19 protein-coding genes and 2 tRNA genes are annotated in these 23,504 nt (G+C 41.0%); all 21 read left to right on the top strand.

Going from position 1 to position 23,504, the window contains the following annotated elements:
* The first annotated feature begins 116 nt into the window (after positions 1 to 116).
* The 21 genes from ACTQ1L_RS10275 to ACTQ1L_RS10375 all read left to right on the top strand — a co-directional run bounded on the left by ACTQ1L_RS10275 (position 117) and on the right by ACTQ1L_RS10375 (position 23,502).
* A complete protein-coding gene (locus ACTQ1L_RS10275) occupies positions 117 to 959 on the top strand; it encodes a DegV family protein (protein WP_441366984.1) in 843 nt (280 codons plus the stop codon).
* Positions 960 to 1,004: 45 nt separating this feature from the next.
* Positions 1,005 to 2,279, top strand: a complete 1,275-nt coding sequence (locus ACTQ1L_RS10280; RefSeq protein ID WP_441366986.1) for a bifunctional folylpolyglutamate synthase/dihydrofolate synthase — start codon at positions 1,005 to 1,007, stop codon at positions 2,277 to 2,279.
* Between the two features lie 24 nt (positions 2,280 to 2,303).
* A complete protein-coding gene (locus tag ACTQ1L_RS10285; RefSeq protein WP_441366988.1) occupies positions 2,304 to 4,439 on the top strand; it encodes a YhgE/Pip family protein in 2,136 nt (711 codons plus the stop codon).
* 85 nt (positions 4,440 to 4,524) lie between these two features.
* Positions 4,525 to 5,019, top strand: coding sequence for a hypothetical protein (locus ACTQ1L_RS10290; protein WP_441366990.1), 495 nt, complete (start codon positions 4,525 to 4,527; stop codon positions 5,017 to 5,019).
* Positions 5,016 to 7,163, top strand: a complete 2,148-nt coding sequence (locus ACTQ1L_RS10295) for a YhgE/Pip family protein (RefSeq protein WP_441366992.1) — start codon at positions 5,016 to 5,018, stop codon at positions 7,161 to 7,163. The genes ACTQ1L_RS10290 and ACTQ1L_RS10295 overlap by 4 nt, the downstream gene beginning before the upstream one ends.
* Positions 7,164 to 7,270: 107 nt before the next feature.
* Positions 7,271 to 8,371, top strand: a complete 1,101-nt coding sequence (locus ACTQ1L_RS10300; protein ID WP_321110301.1) for a branched-chain amino acid aminotransferase — start codon at positions 7,271 to 7,273, stop codon at positions 8,369 to 8,371.
* A gap of 190 nt (positions 8,372 to 8,561) precedes the next feature.
* Complete coding sequence (locus ACTQ1L_RS10305; protein ID WP_441366994.1) at positions 8,562 to 9,311, top strand: peptidoglycan recognition protein family protein; 750 nt, start codon at positions 8,562 to 8,564, stop codon at positions 9,309 to 9,311.
* A gap of 17 nt (positions 9,312 to 9,328) precedes the next feature.
* Positions 9,329 to 10,792 carry a TRM11 family SAM-dependent methyltransferase gene (locus ACTQ1L_RS10310; RefSeq protein ID WP_441366995.1) on the top strand — a complete coding sequence of 488 codons (1,464 nt, stop codon included), beginning with the start codon at positions 9,329 to 9,331 and terminating at the stop codon, positions 10,790 to 10,792.
* A gap of 27 nt (positions 10,793 to 10,819) precedes the next feature.
* Positions 10,820 to 13,402, top strand: a complete 2,583-nt coding sequence (locus ACTQ1L_RS10315; protein WP_441366997.1) for an EAL domain-containing protein — start codon at positions 10,820 to 10,822, stop codon at positions 13,400 to 13,402.
* Between the two features lie 13 nt (positions 13,403 to 13,415).
* Positions 13,416 to 15,359 carry a diguanylate cyclase gene (locus ACTQ1L_RS10320; protein WP_441366999.1) on the top strand — a complete coding sequence of 648 codons (1,944 nt, stop codon included), beginning with the start codon at positions 13,416 to 13,418 and terminating at the stop codon, positions 15,357 to 15,359.
* Positions 15,360 to 15,506: 147 nt separating this feature from the next.
* Positions 15,507 to 15,591: transfer RNA gene (locus tag ACTQ1L_RS10325), tRNA-Leu, on the top strand.
* Positions 15,592 to 15,887: 296 nt separating this feature from the next.
* Entirely contained in the window at positions 15,888 to 17,618 is a 1,731-nt protein-coding gene (locus ACTQ1L_RS10330; protein ID WP_441367001.1) for a MutS-related protein, read from the top strand.
* A 489-nt stretch (positions 17,619 to 18,107) separates the two neighbouring features.
* Positions 18,108 to 18,443: a PadR family transcriptional regulator gene (locus ACTQ1L_RS10335; RefSeq protein ID WP_012743197.1), complete on the top strand. Its 336-nt coding sequence runs from the start codon at positions 18,108 to 18,110 to the stop codon at positions 18,441 to 18,443.
* A complete protein-coding gene (locus ACTQ1L_RS10340; protein WP_441367003.1) occupies positions 18,444 to 19,436 on the top strand; it encodes a hypothetical protein in 993 nt (330 codons plus the stop codon).
* 163 nt (positions 19,437 to 19,599) lie between these two features.
* Positions 19,600 to 19,833, top strand: a complete 234-nt coding sequence (locus ACTQ1L_RS10345; protein ID WP_441367005.1) for an NYN domain-containing protein — start codon at positions 19,600 to 19,602, stop codon at positions 19,831 to 19,833.
* 126 nt (positions 19,834 to 19,959) lie between these two features.
* Positions 19,960 to 20,307 (top strand): type II toxin-antitoxin system RelE/ParE family toxin, encoded by a 348-nt coding sequence (locus tag ACTQ1L_RS10350; RefSeq protein ID WP_441367007.1) that lies wholly within the window; start codon positions 19,960 to 19,962, stop codon positions 20,305 to 20,307.
* A 5-nt stretch (positions 20,308 to 20,312) separates the two neighbouring features.
* The gene (locus ACTQ1L_RS10355) at positions 20,313 to 20,618 is read left to right on the top strand and encodes a helix-turn-helix domain-containing protein (RefSeq protein WP_117719380.1); all 306 of its coding nucleotides are present in this window, start codon (positions 20,313 to 20,315) and stop codon (positions 20,616 to 20,618) included.
* Between the two features lie 224 nt (positions 20,619 to 20,842).
* Complete coding sequence (locus ACTQ1L_RS10360; RefSeq protein ID WP_441367008.1) at positions 20,843 to 20,989, top strand: hypothetical protein; 147 nt, start codon at positions 20,843 to 20,845, stop codon at positions 20,987 to 20,989.
* A 350-nt stretch (positions 20,990 to 21,339) separates the two neighbouring features.
* Positions 21,340 to 21,855 carry a GNAT family N-acetyltransferase gene (locus tag ACTQ1L_RS10365; RefSeq protein ID WP_117993185.1) on the top strand — a complete coding sequence of 172 codons (516 nt, stop codon included), beginning with the start codon at positions 21,340 to 21,342 and terminating at the stop codon, positions 21,853 to 21,855.
* A gap of 97 nt (positions 21,856 to 21,952) precedes the next feature.
* Positions 21,953 to 22,037 (top strand) — tRNA-Leu (locus ACTQ1L_RS10370).
* 430 nt (positions 22,038 to 22,467) lie between these two features.
* Positions 22,468 to 23,502, top strand: coding sequence for a threonine aldolase family protein (locus ACTQ1L_RS10375; RefSeq protein ID WP_441367010.1), 1,035 nt, complete (start codon positions 22,468 to 22,470; stop codon positions 23,500 to 23,502).
* Positions 23,503 to 23,504 lie beyond the last annotated feature (2 nt).

A 23,504-nucleotide genomic window follows, 5' to 3' on the forward strand; every position in this document is an offset into this window, starting at 1 on the left:
TCGGTACTCGATACTACGATATTCATCACCCTCGGCTCTGTTTTAGAGGTAATAAAAATACGTCAAAGCCTTGAAAAATCTACATTTTAGGCTTGACAGAATAGGAAGGAATAGATATGTATAAGATTATAATAGATAGCTGTGGTGAGCTCACAGATAGCCTTAAGAAGGATGGACATTTTTGCAATGTGGCACTCGAGCTTGATGTTGACGGATACAGAATCCGCGATGATGAGAGCTTTGACCAGCATGATTTCTTAAGAAGAGTAAAGGAGAGTGTAAAGGGACCAAAGTCGTCATGCCCGTCTCCTGAGGAATATATGCAGTCCTTTGAGGGAGAGGCTGATCATATCTATGTTGTCACACTTTCGGGAAAGCTCAGCGGCTCATACAACAGCGCTGTTTTAGCAGTCAATCTGTACAACGAGGAGCATGAGGACTGTGGCAAGCAAATCTATGTATTCAATTCCCGCTCAGCATCTATAGGCGAGACACTAATCGGCATGAAGGTACAGGAGTTTGAAGAGAGTGGACTTTCATTTGATGAGGTTGTAAAGCAGACCGAGGAGTATATTTCTTCCATGAATACATTCTTTGTGCTTGAGACTCTTGATACATTAAGAAAGGCAGGACGATTAAGCAACTTGAAGGCTTTTGTGGCCAGCACTTTAAATATAAAGCCTGTCATGGGCTCAACAGATGAAGGCTCAATCCAGCAGCTTGGTCAGGCCAGAGGCATGAAGAGGGCACTTGCCAAGATGGTAGAGGATGTTGTGGCTGCCACAAAGGACTGTGAGCACAGGATTCTTGCAATTTCACACTGCAACTGCCCGGAGCGTGCGCAGTATGTGAAGGCATGCCTTGAGAAACTTGCCAGATTTAAGAAGATTGTCATTGTGGATACTGCCGGCATCTCAAGCATGTATGCAAATGACGGGGGCATTATTATAGCAGTATAAGGATATGGCCTTTATTTTATCGGCCGGATATATTATAATGATGGCATGGGAAATTTAGATTACACACAGGTTTTAAACAAAATAGAAAACACACACCGTTTCGGCAATGAGCCCGGAGTGGTGGTGACGGCACAGGTAATAAACGTGCTGAGAGAAAAAGGAAAGCAAAAGCGCATAATACCGTATATCCATGTGGCAGGCACCAATGGAAAGGGTTCGGTGTGCGCTTTTTTTTCTAGTATATTAAAAAAAGAGCATATGAGGGTAGGCACGTTTGTATCACCGCATCTGGTGGATTTTGAGGAGCGCATCACTGTTGATGGGCGTATGATACCTAAGGAGGATGTTACACGGCTTGGAAACTATCTGCTTGATATAGATTTTGGTATAGGGCTTACGATGTTTGACTACTGCCTTGCTATGGCTCTTTTGTACTTTGAGGAGCAGCAGTGCGATTATATGGTCATTGAGACAGGGCTCGGAGGCAGGCTTGACTCAACGAATGCAATCGGCACACCGCAATGTGCCGTTATTACAAAGATAGGCTATGACCATATGGCTATCCTTGGCAGTGATATAGCGGATATAGCGGCTGAGAAGGCCGGTATCATAAAGGAAAACGGCACAGTGGTGGTGGAACAGCAGGATAAACGTGCTATGCAGGTGATTGAGCAGGAAGCGCAAAAAAAGCATGCAAGGATAATCACTGTGGAGCAAAGCGATATAGCACGCTGCAGCGGCTACGCACTGAGACTTTGTGGCACATTTCAGTGGGAGAATGCAGCAGCGGCAGAGCTTGCGGCGCGGTATGTGCTGGGAAAGCACTATAGCGGGCTGGAATACGAAATGCAATATGATAAGACAGAGCCAAAGAGAGAGGAAACAGACCTGAATAAAAGGATAAAAAGCGCTCTTGAAGAAGCTGTGTGGCCGGGACGCATGGAGATAGTATCAAAGGAGCCGTTTCTGCTAGTGGACGGAGCACACAACAGCAATGGAGTTGATGCGCTTAAGGAAAGCCTCATGCAGATGTATCCGGGTGAGAAATTTTGCTTTTTCATGGGAGTCATGGCTGATAAGGACTATGATGTGATGATACGTGAGATTTTACCTTTTGCTGAGGAGTTTTATACAGTGACACCGGATTCAGACAGGGCACTGCAGGCATCGCACCTTGCTGATTTTATCAGAAAAGAGGGAGTTGAAGCAACAGAGCTTTCAGGAGTTGATGAGATAAGAAAGCACCTGAAAAGAGATACGAAAAATGTTGCATTTGGCTCATTGTATTTTATTGGGGAGCTTAAACAGCACCGGATATAAACACCGGATATAAGAGGATGATTCATGGCTGATATTTTAAGAATTTTTAAAAGAGATATGTGCGGCATATTCCGAAATGTGCTTGTACTCATTATAGTTATTGGACTGTGCGTGCTGCCGGCGCTGTATGCATGGTTTAATATCTATGCCAACTGGGACCCGTATGGCAACACCGGAAATATAGCAATTGCAGTAGTCAATCTGGACAAGGGCTGGACGAAGAATGACAGCGAAACTGTCAATATGGGCGATGGTGTGGTAGAGTCATTAAAGCAAAAGGATACTATAGGATGGAAATTTGTTAAATCAGAGGAAAAGGCTGTTGAGGGTGTTAAGTCAGGCAGATATTATTCTGCACTTGTCATAGATGAGCAGTTTACCTACAGCATGTATCATGGTGTAGCTGACAATATTGAAAATCCAAGGATTACCTACTATCTCAACGACAAGAAAAATGCTGTTGCGACAAAGATAACGGACAGCGCAGCAAGTGCTGTTAAATCAAGTATTAATAAGCAGTTTATAAAGGTGCTTGCAGAGCAGGTATTTAAGGAGACCAACGTAATATCCGATGACGTGAAGGAAAAGGATGCTGTGGGGCAGATGACAGGTAAGCTTGAAGCGGTATCTGAGAGTCTTGCGCAGTACGATGCCATGATAGATACGTTTATTGACGGAAATAAGGCATTATCACAGGTGTCAAAAGAAACGGGCGAAGCACTCAAAGATGGACAGGATAAGCTTGCAAAGGGCACAGACAGGCTTGAAGAGAGTAAAAATGATCTGCAGTCCACCAGACAATCTTTCGACAGCTTTAGCGCAGATATCACATCGGCATTAGCAAAGGTGAAGAGCTCGATTGATGATATATCAAAGCAGATTTCAGATGCAAATCTGTCACAGGATGTAAATACTATTCAAAGTGATGTGCAAAATATTAAACAGTCAGCGGATGATTTGAAAGGTAATATTGACACTCTTGAGGACAAAATCAACAAAATAAAGCCGGATATGGACGATACCCATGTCGGCACAATTATTTCCAATATAGAGCTTGTCAAGGAACAGACAAAGAGCATGATAGAAAGCACACAGTATGTGGATTTATCGGGGAAGACACAGAATTCTGCAGAAACACTTAAGAGCGTAATGTCGGCTCTTTCATCGACCGCGTCAGCAGTGAATGATACATATACCTCACAGATAGTGCCACAGGTGGACGGCATGATAAGCAGTATGTCGTCTGTTCTTGATTCAATGCAGACCACACTTGGCAATCTAAGTCAGACATCAGGCTCTATGGCGCAGGTGTTTGACGGAGTGGACAGTACGCTTGATACACTCAATATGAGCATGACACAGCTTAAGGGAGTCATAGAATCAGCATCTGACAAGATAAATACGACACTCGACAAGCTTGAAGTAGCCTCTGAGGATGAAAAAGCTGATATCATAGTGAATCTTCTTTCGGGGAATCCTGAAAAGCTTGGCATCTTCTTTTCAGAGCCGGTGCAGGTATCAGATAATTATATCTACGAGATAGCCAATTATGGCTCCGGAGTAGCACCTTTTTACACAACACTTGCCATATGGGTGGGCATGACTATACTTGTTTCACTGGTAAAGGTTCACGCAGACACTAAGGGACTTGGGAAACTAAAGCCTTCACAGCTTTATTTTGGCAGATATCTGACATTCTTTTTACTGTCACAGGTACAGACTTTTATCATTGTGCTGGGTGATTTATATCTGCTTAAAATACAGTGTGTGCATCCGGTTTCATTTATTGTGACAGGCGCAGTGACAAGCCTTACATTTTCACTGCTCATATATTCACTGACCATATCCTTTGGTGATATAGGAAAGGCACTGGCGGTGGTTGTCATGGTGCTTCAGATTGCAGGAAGCGGCGGCACATATCCGATAGAGGCGCTGCCGTCATTTTTCAGGGCAGTGTATATTTTCTTCCCATTCCCATATGCGATAAATGCGATGAGGGAGTGTATAGGAGGTATGTACGAAAATACACTTGGCAAATGTTATATCACGCTTTTACTTTTTGGTGCAACCTCTTTGGTGATAGGACTTGTGATACGAAAGCCGTTTATCAGACTCAATCATTTTATAGAGAAGCGTATGGAAGATACTGAGATGCTATAGTTAAATGTACAATTAATAAATTGATAATTGACATATTAATATGGTGCTTCTGATGTGCCGTAAGCTATAAAGCAGGAAGGAAAGTATGCAGGATAAAGATAGAAACAGTAATAAAGATTCCAATATGGATAATGATATGAATAACAATGCAAATAATAATGTGAATGAGCAGCCACTATCCGATGATAAGAGATTGCGCGAGATGTACGATAAGCTGGTCGGATATGAAAAGACCATACATGAGCAGAATCAAAAACGGATAAAAATAGGATTAAGGTGCATATACATCATTCCACTCTTTTTTCTGGTGCTGCTGATGATTGTACCGGACAGTTCAAAAATCATTTTTCTTGTGCTGTGGATAGTGAGCCTGTTTGCTATCGCAGTGTATTTAATCGGAGTCGAGTATGTGGACTATAAGCTGCAGGAGAAGATGAATGAGATAAGCGGCAGTGATGCGCAGAATATGAGCGTGAGTCCTGTCGTGCAGATTGAGGACAGGGTGCAGGAAATAGCCGAAAGAGTGGAGCAGAGATTTGATACGATGCAGCAAAGTACAGGGGAGGATGCCGAGCAATGAAAAAAATATTTCAAATATATCTGGCTGACCTGAAACGCATATCTACAAATGTGGTTGCCATAGTCATTATTATGGGACTTGGCATCATCCCTGCTTTGTACGCATGGTTTAATATTATGTCCAACTGGGATCCTTACGGAGAGGAAGCTACATCACAGATGCACATAGCAGTATATTCTGAGGATGAGGGGATGAGCATCAGTGATTTAAAGCTATGTATGGGAGACAGTGTCATAAAGGGGCTGAAGGAAAACGATGCAATTGGTTGGATTTTCACAGATAGCAGTAAAGAGGCACTGGAGTATGTTTATAGTGGAAAGTGCTATGCAGCCTTTATTGTGCCGAAGGATTTTTCGGCTGATATGCTTAGCTTCCTAAGCGGTGAGCCGGTCAATCCGCAGATAGAATACTATGAAAACAGCAAGAAAAATGCCATAGCAACAAAGATAACCTCAAAGGTCAAGACCACGGTGCAGCAGTCTGTAAACTCTTCAATGGTGAGCACGATTACGGAGATAGCGTCAAAGTCGGGAGAGCTCATAGTGGGAGACGGCAAATCAGGCGATAACCTGGCCGGAACGGTTGTTGACAAGCTAAAGGATATGGATACGACTCTTTCTACATATGCAGGCATGCTCGATACCTTTGCCATGCTGACGGATTCAGCAGACAGCCTGATAGGCTCGACACAGTCACTGCTTCCGAGTGTGCAGGGGCTGATTGACGGGGGACAGTCATCGGTAAGCGGCATGCAGTCATCAGTGCTCTCGGGGGCGCAGACAGCACAAACCATCACACAGATGGTCGACATAAGCTTATCAAACATAAACAGCCAGCTCGATGTGCTGGAAAACTCCATACAGCTCTTAAATGCGTCGGGATTAGCTGATGCCGATACTGCGGATATATCTGTTTCTGTGGCCGGCTTTGATACGGTAGAGCAGCTTGCTGAGAATACGCTTGCCACCATTCAAGGCTTAAAGGGAGTGGATAGCTCGCAGATAGAGGCTGTCAGAAAAAATATCCAAAGCATTAAAACACAGATAAAAGACCTTAAGTCTGATACTGAATTGACGGCAGATAAGCTAAAGCTTCTTAAGGAGTCGATAAAAGCCGATGTGTCAAGTGCCAAGTCTGCAATAGATACACTTAAAAATACATTTGACCACAGCGTGTCACCGAATCTCACAGGAGCGGTATATGATATAGAATATGCACTTATTGAGACACAGTCCATGCTTGGTTCTCTGGACAACAGCTTTCCGGATATACAAAAAGCACTCGATGATTATTCGGCAGTTCTTAAATCAGGAAATGCCGATATTGTAAATACCAGACAGTATGTACAGCAGATCAGAGATGGTTTACAGAATGTTATATCAGGATTTGACAATTTATCAAACGATGAGCAGTTTAATGAGATTGTAAAGCTGCTTCGGACAGATCCGACACTCATTGCGCAGTTTGTGACATCACCGCTGTCTATGGATGAGCAGAAGATATATGAGATATCCACATATGGCTCAGCCATGGCACCGTTTTACACAGTGCTGGCTCTGTGGGTGGGAGGTCTGATAACTGTTGCACTTGTGAAAACAAAGGTAAAGGACACTGACGATATAAAATCACTTGGCAAAGTAAACAGCGTACATAAGTTTTTTGGCAGATATATTACATTTTTCGTGATAGGACAGCTGCAGACACTTGTGACGGTACTAGGTGATTTGTTCTTCGTCGGCATACAGTGCAGGCATCCGTTCCTTTTCTGGTGCGCAAGCGCGCTGACAAGCCTTGTATTCACGCTTCTTATGTACTCGCTCACAGCAGCCTGGGGCAATGTGGGACAGGCTGTAGCAGTAGTCATTATGGTCATTCAGGTGGCAGGCGCAGGTGGCACATTCCCGGTTGAGGTGCTGCCACAGGTGTACAGAGCGCTGTATAAGTTTATGCCGTTTAACTATGCCATGAATGCCCTAAGAGAGTGCGTGGGCGGCATGTACCGCTTTGATTATGGCAGGGATCTTGCAATCCTTCTTATATTTATAGCCGTATCACTGGTGATTGGTCTGCTGCTTGGGTGCCCGTTTGGAAAGCTCAATACGGCAATTGAAAAAAGTAAGAAAAAGTCAGGTCTTATTTTATAAGATAAAAAGTTTTGAATGGTTAAAAAATTATATAGAAACTTAAGTTATGGTTATTATAAAAAAATAGTACTAGACATTTTTTTCCTATTGTACTAGAATGAGCATAAATGATAATAGACCCGATATATGATAACACTAGGTTATATCGGATCCGTAAAGAAACGGAGGATATAAAGATGGAAAAGAAGGATATCGATTGGTCAAACCTTAGTTTTGGCTACCAGGAAACAGATTACAGCTATGTTTCTAATTATAAAGATGGAAAGTGGGACGATGGACAGCTCACAAAGGATCATACAGTGACACTTAATGAGTGTGCGGGAGTATTCCAGTATGCACAGACATGCTTCGAGGGACTTAAGGCTTACACGACAGAGGATGGCAGAATTGTCTGCTTCAGACCTGACTTAAACGCACAGCGTCTTAAGGATTCATGTGAGAGACTTGAGATGCCAGTATTCCCGGAGGATAGATTTGTAAAGGCAGTTGAGGAAGTAGTAAAGGCAAATGCAGCATGGGTCCCACCATACGGCTCAGGCGCTACACTCTATATCAGACCATATATTATGGGAACAAACGCAGTAATCGGTGTAAAGCCTGCTGATGAGTATCAGTTCAGAATCCTTGTAACACCTGTAGGACCATACTTCAAGGGTGGCGCAAAGCCAATCACAATCCGTGTGTCAGACTTTGATAGAGCAGCACCTCACGGAACAGGACATATCAAAGCCGGACTCAACTATGCAATGAGTCTTCATGCCATTGTAGATGCACACGCACAGGGCTTTGCAGAGAATATGTACCTCGATCCTGCAACACGTACAAAGGTAGAGGAGACAGGTGGAGCAAACTTCATATTTATCACAAAGGATGGCACATTTGTTACACCTAAATCAGACAGCATCCTGCCATCAATCACACGCCGTTCACTGATGGTAGTTGCAGAGAAGTACTTAGGACTCAAGGTTGAGCACAGAGAGGTGCTCTTTGATGAGGTAAAGGATTTTGCTGAGTGTGGACTTTGCGGAACAGCAGCAGTAATCTCACCGGTAGGAAAGATTGTAGACCACGGCAAGGAAATCTGCTTCCCAAGCGGTATGGACGAGATGGGACCTGTCACCAAGAAGCTTCGTGACACACTTACAGGCATCCAGATGGGGCACATTGATGGACCGGATGGATGGGTTCACGAGATTAAGTGTGATTAATAATAAGAATACACATTTATAATAAAGCACCGGGTATTATGTTACGTCGTAATATCTGGTGCTTTTGTATTATTTTATGTGGCATAATAAGCCGATTTGTGCTAATATATTCTTATATATATGCAAATGTTTATAAAAGCTTGGAGTAGAGATATAAAAGCAAACAAAAGAGATAACCGGGGATAATTAAATGGACGAGTACGAAAAGATAAGGCAGAAAAAGCGCGAAGCATATAGAAAGAGACACCGCGCACAGGTTCGAAGGAAGCAGCTCATAACTGATGCCGTTGTGATAGGCATGATAATAATTTTAATTGCTGCGATAATCATAGTGGGAGTGCAAAGAGCCAGAAAGGCAAAGCAGGAAGAGGTAAAGGCAGAGGTGACCAGTACTCTCTACAATCCCACAGAGCCAAAGCTGGATGTAGAGCTGCTGACACCCAATCCGTATTCCAGACCACAGAAGGCACTTGAGAAGGCAAACGGCATAGTTGTACATTACACAGCAAATCCCGGGACTACAGCCAGACAAAACAGAGACTATTTCAACGGCCTGGCAGAGACCAAAAAGACCAAAGCAAGCTCACATTTTGTGATAGGATTAGAGGGTGAGATAGTGCAGTGCATACCGTGCAATGAGATATCGTATGCATCAAATAACAGAAACAATGACACCATATCAATAGAGTGCTGTATAGAGGATGAGACCGGAAAGTTCAATGACAGTACATACCAGTCACTTATAGAGCTCACGACATGGCTTATGGGACGGTATGATCTGAGTGCGGATGATGTAATAAGACATTACGATGTGACAGGAAAGAAGTGTCCGCTCTACTTCGTGGAGCATGAGGATGCGTGGGAGCAGTTTCACAGGGATCTGGATAACTATATCAAAGAAAATGGTGTGCCAAAGGAAAATTCGACGGAAAATAATTAAAGGATGATTAAATAAAGATGAGAGAAGTTATTGAAGAATTGTTAAAACAGGAAAATACACGTCAGAATCTTAGTAGATTGAGGAGCCTTATAAAGGAGCAGGAGTGTAAGGTGCAGGCTTATGAGCTTCTTAAGGAACATGATGATTTACTTATTTCTTTTCTGGCATCGGAGGATGCGAAGACCAGAAAAAATGCTGCTTTATTGATCGGTGATTTACAAATCTCACATCTTGCTGATGATTTATTTAAAGCATATGAATCAGAGAATACACGTTTTGTGAAGAGCTCATATCTGACTGCACTTTTGCAGCTTGATATACCGCAGCTTGTCCCAAAGCTTGTAGACCAGAAAAAGCTTCTTGAACAGACTGAGATAACTGAAGAAAACAGAAAACATGTTGATGAAGAACTGCGTGAGATAAATAAAATCCTGATTAAATATAATGGAATCAAACGGCATACACCAATACTTGAGGGCGTCAGAGCAGAGCTTTTGCTCACCACAAATAAGCTGCACAGAGAGATTGTCAGGCGCCAGCTTCCGGTTAAGGAGACAAAGCTTCACCCGCTCGGCGTGATTGTAAAAACAGATAATATCAGGCTTATCATGAAGGTGCGTACATATAGACAGATGTATTTCATGATAAATACAGAAGGCCTTCTGTCAGGTGATGAAAGGGAGATGGCATCACAGCTCTGGAAATCAGATATGTATGATATATTAAGACGCATGCACAGGGAACCGGGACCTTTTTATTACAGGATAGAAAGCAGCGCAGATGGGGAGTTTCAAAGTCGCCTTTCTGCCGCATTAGACAGACTTTCCGGCGGTAAGCTGATAAACTCAGCAAACAATTATGAAATCGTGATTAAATTAATACAGACCAGAGATGGCAGTTATTTTCCGTGCTTAAGGCTTTGCTCTGTTAAGGATGATAGATTTACGTATCGTAAAAATGTTTTGTCCACATCAATTCATCCATCAACAGCAGCACTTCTGGTAGAGCTTGCAAAGCCATATCTAAAAGAAAATGCGCAGATCATGGATCCTTTTTGCGGCGTGGGAACAATGCTGATAGAGCGTAAGCTCGCAGTACCGGCGAGGGAGATATATGCGACGGATATATACGGTGATGCCATTGAAATGGGCAGGGAAAATGCAAGAATTGCTAAAACAGGAATTAATTTTATACATAGGGATTTCTTTGATTTCAAACATGACTATAAATTCGATGAGCTTATAACGGATATGCCTGTCAGAGGAAAACAGACACGTTCTGAAATGGAGCTGTTTTATGAGAGGTTCTTTGATAAGGCAAAGCAGATACTGGCAAAGGGCGGTATTATTGTTATGTATTCAAATGAGATTGGTTTTGTGAAGAAACAGATAAGGCTCAGACCGGAGTATAAGTTGTTGCAGGAAACTTGTATACTTGACAAAAAAGGCTTTTATCTTTTTGTAATCAGGTATATGGTATAGGATTAGATTTTACTTAGGAGAATTAATATGTCAAAACCCACACTTTTTCAAAAAATACAGGATTATTTTTGCAGGGCAAACAGAGTATACCTTTCGTGCCTGAACCGTGAAGATGGTGTTATAACAAAGGCGTATGGAACAGAAAACGAAAAGGTGTTTTTGCACAGTATTGCGGGAGAAAGCAGGTATATGAATCTCCTGAGCAGGCTGGAGGATTGCGCTGTTGAGAGCGTGATAGAGGAGCCTCTTGATGTTGAATATGCAAAGCTGTATGGAGTATCTGTCAGTGTGGATGGGGAACAGAAGCTTATGTGGGCAGCACTTGCGCTTATTGATGAAAAGATACCGGATGCTGTCAGGGAAAAGCTGCCTCAGGGAACATTAACCACAACAGAGCAGGGAGTGTCGCTCGCATTAGAGTTTTTAGAGCTTTTGACCAGGCAGCTTCTTATCACTATGAAGAATGAGAGCCTTGCCAATGAGGCTCTTGAAAAAATAAAAAAGAGTGATGAAGAAATCAAGCAGCAATGTCATATGCTTGAGGAGCTCAATTCAGTGATAAAGCTTTTAGAGCCGGATGATAGCTTTGTTTCTACAGCAGAAAAGGCACTTGAGAGCACAGTAAAGGCATTGGGACTTTCGGGGGCATTTATTATAAGACAAAATGTTGATGGAGCAAGTTTTGAGGTTATTGTATCAAGTGGAGACAACAGACTTAAGACGATAAGCACGAGCGAGGTTCCGTTTTTTACAGGCAGACAGTATATTATTTCATCGAACTCGGTACGGCCGGAAAAGTTCAGAAATTTCATGGGAAAATATGCTATAAATGCTGCAGTTTTTCAGCCAATGTATATAAAAAACAACTGCCAGATGTATGTCTGCTTCTACGACAGAAATGATGGAAGAACATGGGAAAAGTCGGATATCAGTTTTTTGAATGATACAAAATGCGTAATACAGAGCGTGCTCGGCAAAAAAATAACCACCAATTCACTTGCCGGTTCATATGCTTCACTCGAGGCCATTCTTGAGAATACAGGCTGTGGCATATATGTTGCGGATGTATTAAAGCAGGAGATCTTATATATGAACAGTTGGTGTAAGGCACTCCTGGGAAATACAATAGAGCAGAACCAGCTTGAAAATCATGTGCTTTTAGATGCTGCGAATGCTAAAAGCTTTGAGGAAATATATTCGGTTGAGGAGGACAAATGGTTTGACGTGCACCGGACAGATATCAAATGGGTAGACGGCAGACAGGTCAGACTTGTGACATTATATGATATAACACAGAAAAAGCGTTATCAGCAAAAGATGGAAACGCAGGCCAATAATGATTTTCTCACGGGTCTTTATAACAGAATGAGATGCGAGCAGGATCTTGACAGATTCATAAATGATGCAGTAAACAGCAGTAGCACGGGAGCACTTATTTATATAGATCTGGACGATTTCAAGCATATAAATGACGGACTCGGACATCAGTATGGTGATGTACTTTTAAAAGCAATTTCCCACAGCTTAACGCATGTGCATGGTATAGAAAATCATTGTTACAGAATGGGTGGGGATGAGTTTATAGTGATTGTGACAGGCGAGTCAATGCCACAACTGGAGCATATTCTTAATGATATCCAGCAGATATTTGTAAAGCCATGGTATTTAAAGGGTGAAGATTATTATTGTACAATCAGCGGTGGTGTGGCTTTCTTTCCGACGGATGCAACAACTGTTGAGGAGGTAATCAGAAAAGCTGACATTGCACTTTTTAATGCGAAAAAAGAAGGAAAGAACCGCATAGTTTATTTTGACGGAAAGATAGACGGAAAGAGTACTAAAAGGCTTGACCTTGAGAAACATATGCGAAAGGCAGCAATGAATGCGTGTGAGGAATTTATGGTTTACTTTCAGCCTATTATTGATGTGACCGGAGAGGATACCTGCGCAGGAGCAGAGGCACTGGTCAGATGGAATTCTTCTATGCTTGGATTTATTAATCCGGCAGATTTTATCCCGCTTGCAGAATATCTTGGACTTATCAATCCAATCGGGGAGCATGTGCTCTATGAGGCGGCAAAACATTGCAAATATTGGAATGATATGGGGTATCCTGATTATAAGGTGAATGTGAATCTTTCAGTTGTCCAGCTTTTACAGAATGATGTTGTAAAAAAGATAAAAAAGGTGATAGACGAGGTGAAGATTAAACCGTGTAATTTATGTCTGGAGGTGACGGAAAGCCTTGCAATCAATGACATGGTCAGGATGAAACGTATACTCAGTGAAATAAAATCGCTTGGTGTTGCGGTGGCACTGGATGATTTTGGTACAGGTTATTCATCTCTCAATCATATAAGAGAAATGCCTATAGATATCATTAAAATCGATAAATGTTTCATTGAACATCTTGGGGATGATGATTTTTCAAATGCATTTGTGAGGATGGTAAGTGAGCTTGCCAATGCTATTGGAGTAAAAGTGTGTGTAGAAGGAGTTGAAACTTCTAGACAATATGATATAATCAAAAACATTGGGATTGATTATATACAGGGATATTATTTTGATAAGCCTATGTGTATAAAAGATTTTGAGAGTAAATATATCTAAAAGAGGCATTAGCATGAAAAAAGAAATAGTCGGGCAGAAGCAATATACAATGGAGCAGATAGAGGAAAAAATAAAGGATTACAGGGAAATCTTTGATGTGGTCCGCCTCATTGACAAAAAGAGAATGGAGCGCATGGAGCTGGATTGTGATAATGAGGATAAACTAGACCCATGTCCATGTTATTCGTTCTGGAAGAAAAACGAGCAATGTGCAAATTGTATATCTTCAAAGACAATGAAAGACAGAGTACAGCGTATAAAGATGGAGTTTTCCGGGTTCGACGCATATCAGGTTATTTCCAGATATTATAATATTGACGGTGAAGATTACGTGATGGAGCTTGTAAACCGCATGGATAATAATACAATTGCAGATGAAGAGGTCAGGAAAAAGCTGGAATCAAAAATTGTAAGCTACAAGGAGAAAATGTACAGTGATGCGCTGACAGGAGTCTATAACCGACGGTTTTATGAGGAAAATGTCAAAAACAATATTATGAAGGCTGCCGGAGTGGCGATGCTTGATATAGATGATTTTAAACTGTACAATGATTCACTCGGGCATATGGCAGGAGATATGGCTCTTTGTGCAGTGGCGGATGTCATTAAAAGCAGTATCAGAAAGTCTGATATGGTAATCCGTTATGGTGGAGATGAGTTTCTTATAATTATACATGATGTGACAGAGCAGGAGTTTGGCAAAAAACTTAATGATATTCACGAAGCTATAAACAGGACGGTTATTCCCGGGCTCTTAAAGCTCCAGCTTCATGTGAGCATCGGAGGCATTATATGTGATGATGAAACTGTTATGAATGCGATGCTTAAGGCGGACTCTCTTTTGTATATAGCTAAAAACAGAAAAAATATTGTAATTACTGAAAAAGATGGGGATATAGCAAATAAAGAGATTGATGAGATAAAACAGCAGGTCCTTATAGTTGATGATTCAAAGGTTAATCGTGAAATCCTGACAGAAATGTTAAATGACGATTTTAGAATCATTGAGGCAACAGACGGAATCGAGGCTATTGAGAAAATCGAACAGTATGGCACAGGAATAGCAATAGTACTGCTTGACATTGTTATGCCAAACATGGATGGCTATGGTGTGCTTAATTATATGAATAAAAATCACTGGATCGGAGATATTCCTGTTATTATGATATCGGGTGAGGACTCTGAAAATTGTGTTAGAAAAGCATATGAGCTTGGCGTGTCAGATTATATAAGCAGACCATTTGATATGAAGATTGTACATCAGCGTGTGGTTAATACCATTAAGCTGTATACAAAGCAGCGCAGGCTTATAAGGATGGTGACAGATCAGATATACAGACGTGAGAATAATAATAAAATCCTGATTTCAATCTTGAGCCATATAGTTGAGTTTAGAAACGGAGAAAGTGGAAGTCATGTGATACATATAAACAAGCTTACAGATTTGCTTTTAAAGGAGCTTATTGTGGAGACTGATAAATACACGATAAGTGGCAGCGATATTGAGCTCATCTCTACTGCGTCGGCACTGCATGATATTGGTAAAATCGGCATTGCGGATGAAATACTCAACAAGCCGGGACGACTCACTGACGAAGAGTTTGAGATAATGAAAACACATACCATTATAGGTTCAAAGATGCTTGATGATATTGATGCGTTCAAGGGAGAAAAGCTTTTGAAAACAGCATGGCAGATATGCAGATGGCACCATGAGCGGTATGATGGTAAGGGGTATCCGGATGGTCTGGTTGGAGATGAGATTCCGATATCTGCACAGGTGGTCTCGGTTGCAGATGTGTATGATGCACTGACAAGCGATCGTGTTTACAAGAAGGCATTTTCGCATGAGAAGGCCATGCAGATGATTCTGAATAGGGAATGCGGTACGTTTAATCCAATTCTGCTCAAATGTCTGGTTAAGATTCAGGATCAGATTGAAGACGGACTCGATTGATTAAAGAGGTTTCTTAATTAATGTTTAATGTATTTTAAAAATATAAGCTGAAAAAATAAAAAAATTTGAAATAAGTGTTGACATATTTGGTTTGATTTGATATTATATCAAAGTCGTGTGAGACAAGCGACAGAAAATCAAATATATGCGGAAGTGTCGGAACTGGCAGACGAGCAAGACTAAGGATCTTGTGATTATTGCAATCGTGTGGGTTCAAGTCCCATCTTCCGCATTGAACAATAAGACAGGGACCAAGCAAAGCGTTTGGTCCCTGTCTTATTGTTCAAAGCCGAAGCGAGCCTTGAACCCATGGTTCAAGGTCTCGCCTCCGGCTCGGTCGGCTCGTGGCATGAGGTCCCCCGGACCTCACTCGCCCCATCTTCCGCATGGCTTCGGTTGTTGCGTGGCAGGCGCCCATGGGTCAAGGTCTCGCCTCTGCACTCCATCTTCCGCGTTAAAATGGGGTAAGCTAAATTATACGGATTTCGCTCAAAATTGCATATTAGATCAGAAGGAGAGGACAAGCTTATGAGCCAGAAAAAATACAGTTTATTATACCCGGATACAAATGCACAATACCGGACCTTGAGTGATGTGACTATGCATGATCTGGGGATGGATCAAATCTGCAAAAAGCTGTCAGCAAAGGAGCGGGAGCAGAACTACATCCAAAACGTGATGGCGCGTATGTATGCAGATCCGGCGGTGACACAGTACCGCTGCGATATTTTCGAGGATGTCCTTCAACAGAAAAAAATGCGTGATGATCTTATGGAAATACTCGAGCGCATCAGCTTTCTGAGGGAGTACGGTAGCTTTAACCGGGAATATGATGAGAGTGCCTGCATCTGGGATCTTTTGCATCGTCTGGACGAGCTTAATGATTATATCAAGTGCGTGGATGCGCTTCATACATGTCTGGCAGCTTCGGACATTCATTCCGCAGGCTTTCTGGGTTTAAAAGCCTATGTGGAGAAAATCTATGCGGACAACGGATTTGCAGAACTGAAAAAAGATATCTCAGAACTGAAAATGGATACTTCACAGCTTAAGAGCATTACGGTAGGTATTAACTTGAATGACCGCTTTGAAGCGGATGGAATCGGTCTGATATCTGTAAACAGCAAATATTTTACCAAGTCCGGAATTCTGGGCAATTTTTATGACCATATTGCGTCAAAGGATCGGATCAATGAGGATACCATATGGAAAAAGAATTTCAAATTTCAGCCATTTGATGTGAATGCAGATTCGGTGATTAGCACTCCTATGCAGAAAGTGATGGATACAGCTGTTATGCGGTCGGAAAGCCGGGGTGGCATTGTGAAGATTCCCGAGGGAGATCAGGCAAAGGATGTGACTCGTTATACAGACCGAATCGTCAACCATATGATTTCCCATATGGTGAAAAGAGTCAGAGAAGTACTGAACAAATATGTTTCTATTACCATTACCGACATGACAGACTTGATTCCGGAGCTGCTCTACTATATCAAATGGGCGCAGTACATCCAAAAATTGCAGGAACAGGGCTTTACCTTTGCTAAAGCTTCTGTATATAAAGAGGGAGAAAATGAATCTGATCCGTATATGATGCAGGCACGTGGAATTTACAATTTAAAGCTTGCTGTTTTTGAGACAGAGGAGTTCGGGAATATTGTACCGAATGATATGGATTTCGACCGGAATAGGAGAGTGTATATCTTAACAGGTGCCAACCGAGGTGGAAAGACGACAATTACACAGGCTGTTGGGCAGTTGTTTGTGTTGGCGCAGGGTGGCATATATATTCCGGGAAAAGCATTTACATTTTCCCCTGTTACAGGTATTTACACCCATTTCCCGGCAGATGAGGACAAGACATTGGATTTAGGAAGGCTTGGGGAAGAGTGTAAGCGTTTTAAGGCAATATATGAGGATGCTGACAGCAGGAGTCTGCTTTTGATGAATGAATCATTTTCTACCACTTCGTTTGAAGAGGGATACTACATTGCCAAGGATAGTGTCAGGGCGATTTTACATAAGGGAATGAGGACTATTTATAATACACATATGCATAAGCTGGCATTTGATGTGGAGGAAATGAATGAAGAGCAACAGAAGGCAGAGCACACAGATGGGAAAGCGTTTTCCATGATCGTGCACATGAAGGGAACAGAGCGTTCCTATCAGATTGAAGTGGCGCCTCCGGAGGGCAAATCCTATGCAAGCGAGATTGCGCAGAAGTACGGGGTTACTTATGAGATGCTGGTGAAATAAGAAAATGAGAAGTTTGATGTAGAACTTTCAGAGTTGGCAGAAAAGCAATATGATAAATAAGTTTTGCAAAGCATAGATATTTATTAGTTTATAGAGTGGCTGGAAATAGGGTTATCATAGAAGGTATATATCACGAATTACAAGATTATGAAAATTCAATCATGTAAAGTTAGGGAGGACAGTGTTGAGAGGACACTGTCCTTTTTGTATTATCTACACTATCGCTAATCCTATATCAAAATCCTTGGCTATTCCCATCACTGACACCACATTTTTCAGCGTTATTGTATTAAATGTAAGGAGCACATGAATTGTGTTGACACCCTATAATATAGGGTATAATATGCAAAATTTAAAATGCAAAGGATAAACTTGTTGACATGATGTGTGATACACAGTATACTATGTTAAACACATAGTGTGCAACACACAATACAGTGCAATAAACACAGTGAATTTAAATAAAGGATACCGAAGGGAGGAGATTTGATGAATTGTGATGAAATTGTTTCAGGATTAATTTTAGAATTCAGACGGGGCACACTCATCATGGTAGTGTTAGCACAACTAAATAAACCAATGTATGGATATTCATTGGTAAAGGAATTAGAAGGAAAAGGTATTTCGATAGAAGGCAATACATTATATCCTCTACTGAGAAGACTAGAGAGTCAAGGTCTGCTAAAAAGTGAATGGGAAACTGAGGCAACGAAGCCAAGAAAATATTATATCATCACAGAGGATGGAAAGCTGGTTTATAAAAAAATTAAAGAACACTGGAAAAAATTTTCACAGTCAATCAATGTTTTAATGGAGGAAGAATAAATGGTAAAAAATGATTTGATCGACAGATACATTTATGCAGTTACAAAACATATGAAATCCGCCATGAAAAAAGACGTGGCGGCGGAATTAGAGACGATCATACAAGATATGTTGGAGGAACGATGTGAGGATGTTACTCCAACGGAGCGTGATATCAAAGTTGTTCTAACGGAACTGGGAACACCGAATGAGTTGGCTTCGAAATATAAAGGTGAAACACAGGATTGTTTGATTGGACAGCCGTATTACAGTTTATATGTGTATGTATTGAAAATTGTGACAGTGTGCATCAGTGGAGGAATGTTACTTGCTCAAATTATGGCAGCATTAACATCGCATACAATCTGGTATATAGCTATCTATAGAACCATCGGTGGGATTTTTGGCGGTATATTGACAGGATTTGCATTTGTGACATTATTATTTGCATTCTTTTATAAAAAAGGAATTAAGGTGGATGGGTTAAATGATGGAATAGATAATTTGCCTCCTGTTCCACAAAAGTCTTATAGGATTTCAAAAGTAGATGCGATTGTAGGAATTGTTTTTTCGGTTATCTTCACTCTTGTATTTCTTGTATGCCCACAGATTTTATGCATTGCATTTGTAAAAAATGGGGTAGGTGTGTATGAACCACTTTTTAATTTAGAATATATCAGACAAACATGGTATTTCATTCTTGCATTTGGAATTTTGGGTGTTACAAGGGACAGTGTGAGACTTATTGATGGCAGCTATACCAAAAGAGTGATGCTTGTTACCATTATTACCAATATTATTGATGGAGTATTAACAAGCATTTGGCTGTTAAATGATAGGATCATGAATAGTGGATTTTTTGATGGTATTGAGCAGTTACTTGGAACGGATGCAGAAGGTATTTCACATGTTTTTATACACTACAATAAGGTATTTCTATCAATCATCATTTTGGCATTAACAATTAATTGCATTGAGACAGTCGTGAAAGCAGTAAAATACAGTCGACAATAAAATAATTTTAGATGAATCAATCTCTATTTACAAAAATGCTATAATGCATATGATTTTATTATTGCAACATATTCCTTACATCACCTAACAGATGATGAGAAAATTCAATTTATTCAATTATTAAAAACATTATTAAAAGGGTGGTTGTATTCTGATCGGAGATGTGGCATTTCAAACAAGATCAGATTTAGAAAAATGTCATAAGGAAAACAAGGATGGATGGGATGAGGATGAAATCTATTTTGTGGTAGATGAGTTAAGGAAAGCATCTGACAAAGGTTATACGGATACTGTTAAAGAATTAAGAAGACAAGGTAAGAAAGTTGTTGGAATTGGTGAAAAGAAAGCTCCAAAAGAATTAAGGGATGCTTGTAGTGAATTTTTTGAGATTAAGTAATATTACTTATTGGTATTAGTAGAGAAAATCGGAAGTAATGGAGGGATGGCATATATAAAGATGAATTGTGTTGACACCCTATAATATAGGGTATAATATAGTTAAAAAGAGAAGGGAAAATTACAAATGACAAGACCTTTTATAGAGGTTCCGTTGTTTTCAAAAAGATGGAAAGAGATTGGATTAGGTGAGGATGAATTACGAGCACTTCAGATAATGTTACTTAAAGATCCTGTGTCAGGACCTATAATGGAAGGAACTGGTGGAATTCGCAAGGTCAGATTTCCTCTCCAAAATAGAGGTAAAAGTGGTAGCGTACGAGTTTGTTATACTGATTTTGCGGAGTATGAAGTAATATATCTGATTACAGCATTCCAAAAAAAGAGTCAGGAAAATCTTACAGAGGAAGAAAAAAGCATTTTAAAGAAATTAGTTAAATCGTTGAGAGAGGAAGCTGCTAAAAACAGGAGGTGATTTCTATGAGCTCATTATTTGAGGATTTAAAAGAAGGACTCGAGGAAGCTATAGCTTATGAGAAAGGATATGGAGCGGGGAGAGTAAAAACATATATGATTTTGCCGGTCAAAGAGTATAGTGGAAAAGAAATACGTGATATTAGGACAAAGGCGGGGATGACTCAAAGTGTATTTGCTTCATATATGGGGGTTTCAATTAAAACAGTGGAAGCATGGGAAGGTGGTAGAACTCATCCGACAGGACCGGTGTTCAGGCTTTTAGATATTCTTTCTAAAAGCGAAGAAATGGAGTATATTGTTGCTAAATAAGCATAGAAATGGGAAGTAGATTATCTGTCAGTTTTTTATAACATTACATGTAGTAGAATTCTTTTATTATGGCATATTAGTGGTAGAATGGCTGGTTTACTTTATTGTTAGAAGTTTTAAACAATAAATTTCAGTAATACTGAGAGACGAATTTGAAGTTAATGGATTAGGTTTGATGTAAATGAAATATGGAAATCAACAACGATATAAATGAGATTGTTTATATGAAAAGAGATATAAAAAACAATGAAAAAACGAATTTGATTAAATCAAGTGCTTTTATTGAACGAGATGGTATCATTTACTATATTCGCCTTGGATATACGTTGGATTATCAACAATCTGGGATTCCATTCGGATTAAAAAAGTAGCAATTGCGGAAGAAAATATGAAAAAAACAAAACATATTCAAGAAATTAGAGAATGTAAAAATACATTTTCAAGAGCATTGACAGAAGTATTAAATTCTAACAGTCTACCAAATGGGGTTGTGAAATTTTGTCAAATGGAGGATTGTCGATTAGAAAAAGAAACGAAGCAATGGGTATGGTTATCGTATTATAATTGTTATACACACAATCAGAGAGTAACGCAAAAGTTCAGAAATGTATATGATTTTTCATTTATAAGAAGGTAGTTTCATGTTCATTAGAGTACAAACTTCAAGCTTGCAAGGTTGAATCCCTTTGACCATTATATTTAGTTGGAAATGAGAAACAGAATGAGAAAAATAGTAGCAGCTACAGAAGAAAATAAAGAAGAAATTTTAAAATTGTATAAGATACAGCTCGGCAGGGAATTTTGTCCATGGGACGATTCTTATCCGGGAATGAAGGAGATTGAGTTTGATCTTGGTAGAGAATCTTTGTTTGTAATGATTGATGGGCAGGAGATTAATGCTGATGCCGGAAGCAAAGAGGACAGAATTATCGCAGCGATTTCAATTGATGATGATCCACAGGTGGAGAGGCTTGATTGCTGGAGCCATAAGCTGGCACCCGGGGCTGAGCTTTCAAGACTTGCGGTTCATCCGGATTTTCAGAATCAGAAAATTGCGAGACAAATGCTGGTATTTGGGATGGAAGAGCTCGCAAGGAGAGGATACAAAAGTGTGCATTTTTTAGTCAACAAGCTTAATGTGAAGGCTCTGCGCTCGTATGCAGTGTTTGGATTTGATACAGTGGGTGAATGCAGTCTGTTTGGGCAGCCGTTTTTGTGCTATGAAAAGAGTCTGTAAAAAAATATGATTTTTTTGAAAAAAGTGCTTGCATTTTTGAAAATGATCTGATATTATATATAAGTCGCGTGAGACAAGCGGCGAAAACAAAATACATGCGGAAGTGTCGGAACTGGCAGACGAGCAAGACTAAGGATCTTGTGATTATTGCAATCGTGTGGGTTCAAGTCCCATCTTCCGCATTATAAAATTAAAAAGGGTTAAGCCTTAGGGCTTAGCCCTTTTTGATTTTAAAAGCGGAAGCGAACCTTGTCCCCATGGGTCCAAGGTCTCCGCTCCGCTTCGGTCGTTGCAGAACAGACGTCCCCCGGACGTCTTGCAACCCATCTTCCGCAAGGCTACGGTCGTTGTGGGGCAGGCGCCCATGGTTCAAGGTCTCGCCTCCGGCTCGGTCGGCTCGTGGCATGAGGTCCCCCCGGACCTCACTCGGTCTCCGCTCCGCTTCGGTCGTTGCAGAACAGACGTCCCCCGGACGTCTTGCGGTCTCCGCTCCGCTTCGGTCGTTGCAGAGCAGACGTCCCCCCGGACGTCTTGCAACCCATCTTCCGCAAGGCTCCGGTTGTTGCGGGGGCAGGCTCTTTATAATGATAAGACAGGAAAGGAAAGATTTTTATGATTAGATTTAATAACGATTATAACCGCGGTGCATTTGATTGCATTTTGAAGGCACTGGCGGATACAAATACAACTAGCTATCCGGGATATGGTGAGGATGAGTGGTGCGATAAGGCTGAGCAGATTATTAAGGGGCTTATTGGCAGAGATGATTCCATGATTAAATTTATTCCGGGTGCGACACAGGCGAATTATGTTGTGGTTGCGGCGGCGCTTTCACCGGTGCAGAGCGTGATTGCAGCGGATACGGGACATATCTATTGCCACGAGGCAGCTTCTATTGAGAATACAGGTCATAAGATTCTTGCGCTTCCTAACACGGATGGTAAAATCAGTGCTGCGCAGATTGAGGCGTGTGCCGCAGAGTATTATGACAATGCAAAGCCTGAGTATCTGACGGAGCCGAAGATGGTTTATATTTCATTTCCGACTGAGCAGGGTACTCTTTACACGAAAAGAGAGATTTGCGATATCAGTGCTGTCTGCAAGAAATACGGCATGTACCTGTTTGTTGATGGTGCGAGAATGGGTTATGGACTGGGCTCAGATAAAAATGACCTTACACTTTGTGATTTTGCCATGCTTTCGGATGTTTTTTATATCGGTGGCACAAAGTGTGGTGCGCTCTTTGGCGAAGCGCTGGTTATAAATGCTGAGGATATCAAGTATCGTTTTAAGGCTTATATGAAGCAAAATGGTGCAGTGCTTGCAAAGGGCTGGCTGATGGGCTTGCAGTTTGCCACTATGCTTGAGAATGGCGATTATTTTGAAAAGACAAAGCGTGCTGATGAGCTTGCCATGCAGATTAAAGAGGCATTTGAACAGAAGAAGGTACCGTTTTGGGTTGAGAGCTTTACAAATCAGCAGTTTGTGATTTTATCGGATGAGCAGAAGAAGACGCTTGCCGAGAAGTACTATTTTGAAGAGATGGAAAGAGAAAAAGAGGGCACTATAGTACGATTCTGCACCAGCTGGGCCACAAAACAGGAGGAGGTTGATGCACTGGTTTTAGATATATCAAAGCTGGTGTAGTA

The sequence above is a fragment of the Agathobacter sp. LCP21S3_B2 genome (assembly GCF_052118705.1).
Classification (GTDB): Bacteria; Bacillota; Clostridia; order Lachnospirales; family Lachnospiraceae; genus Roseburia.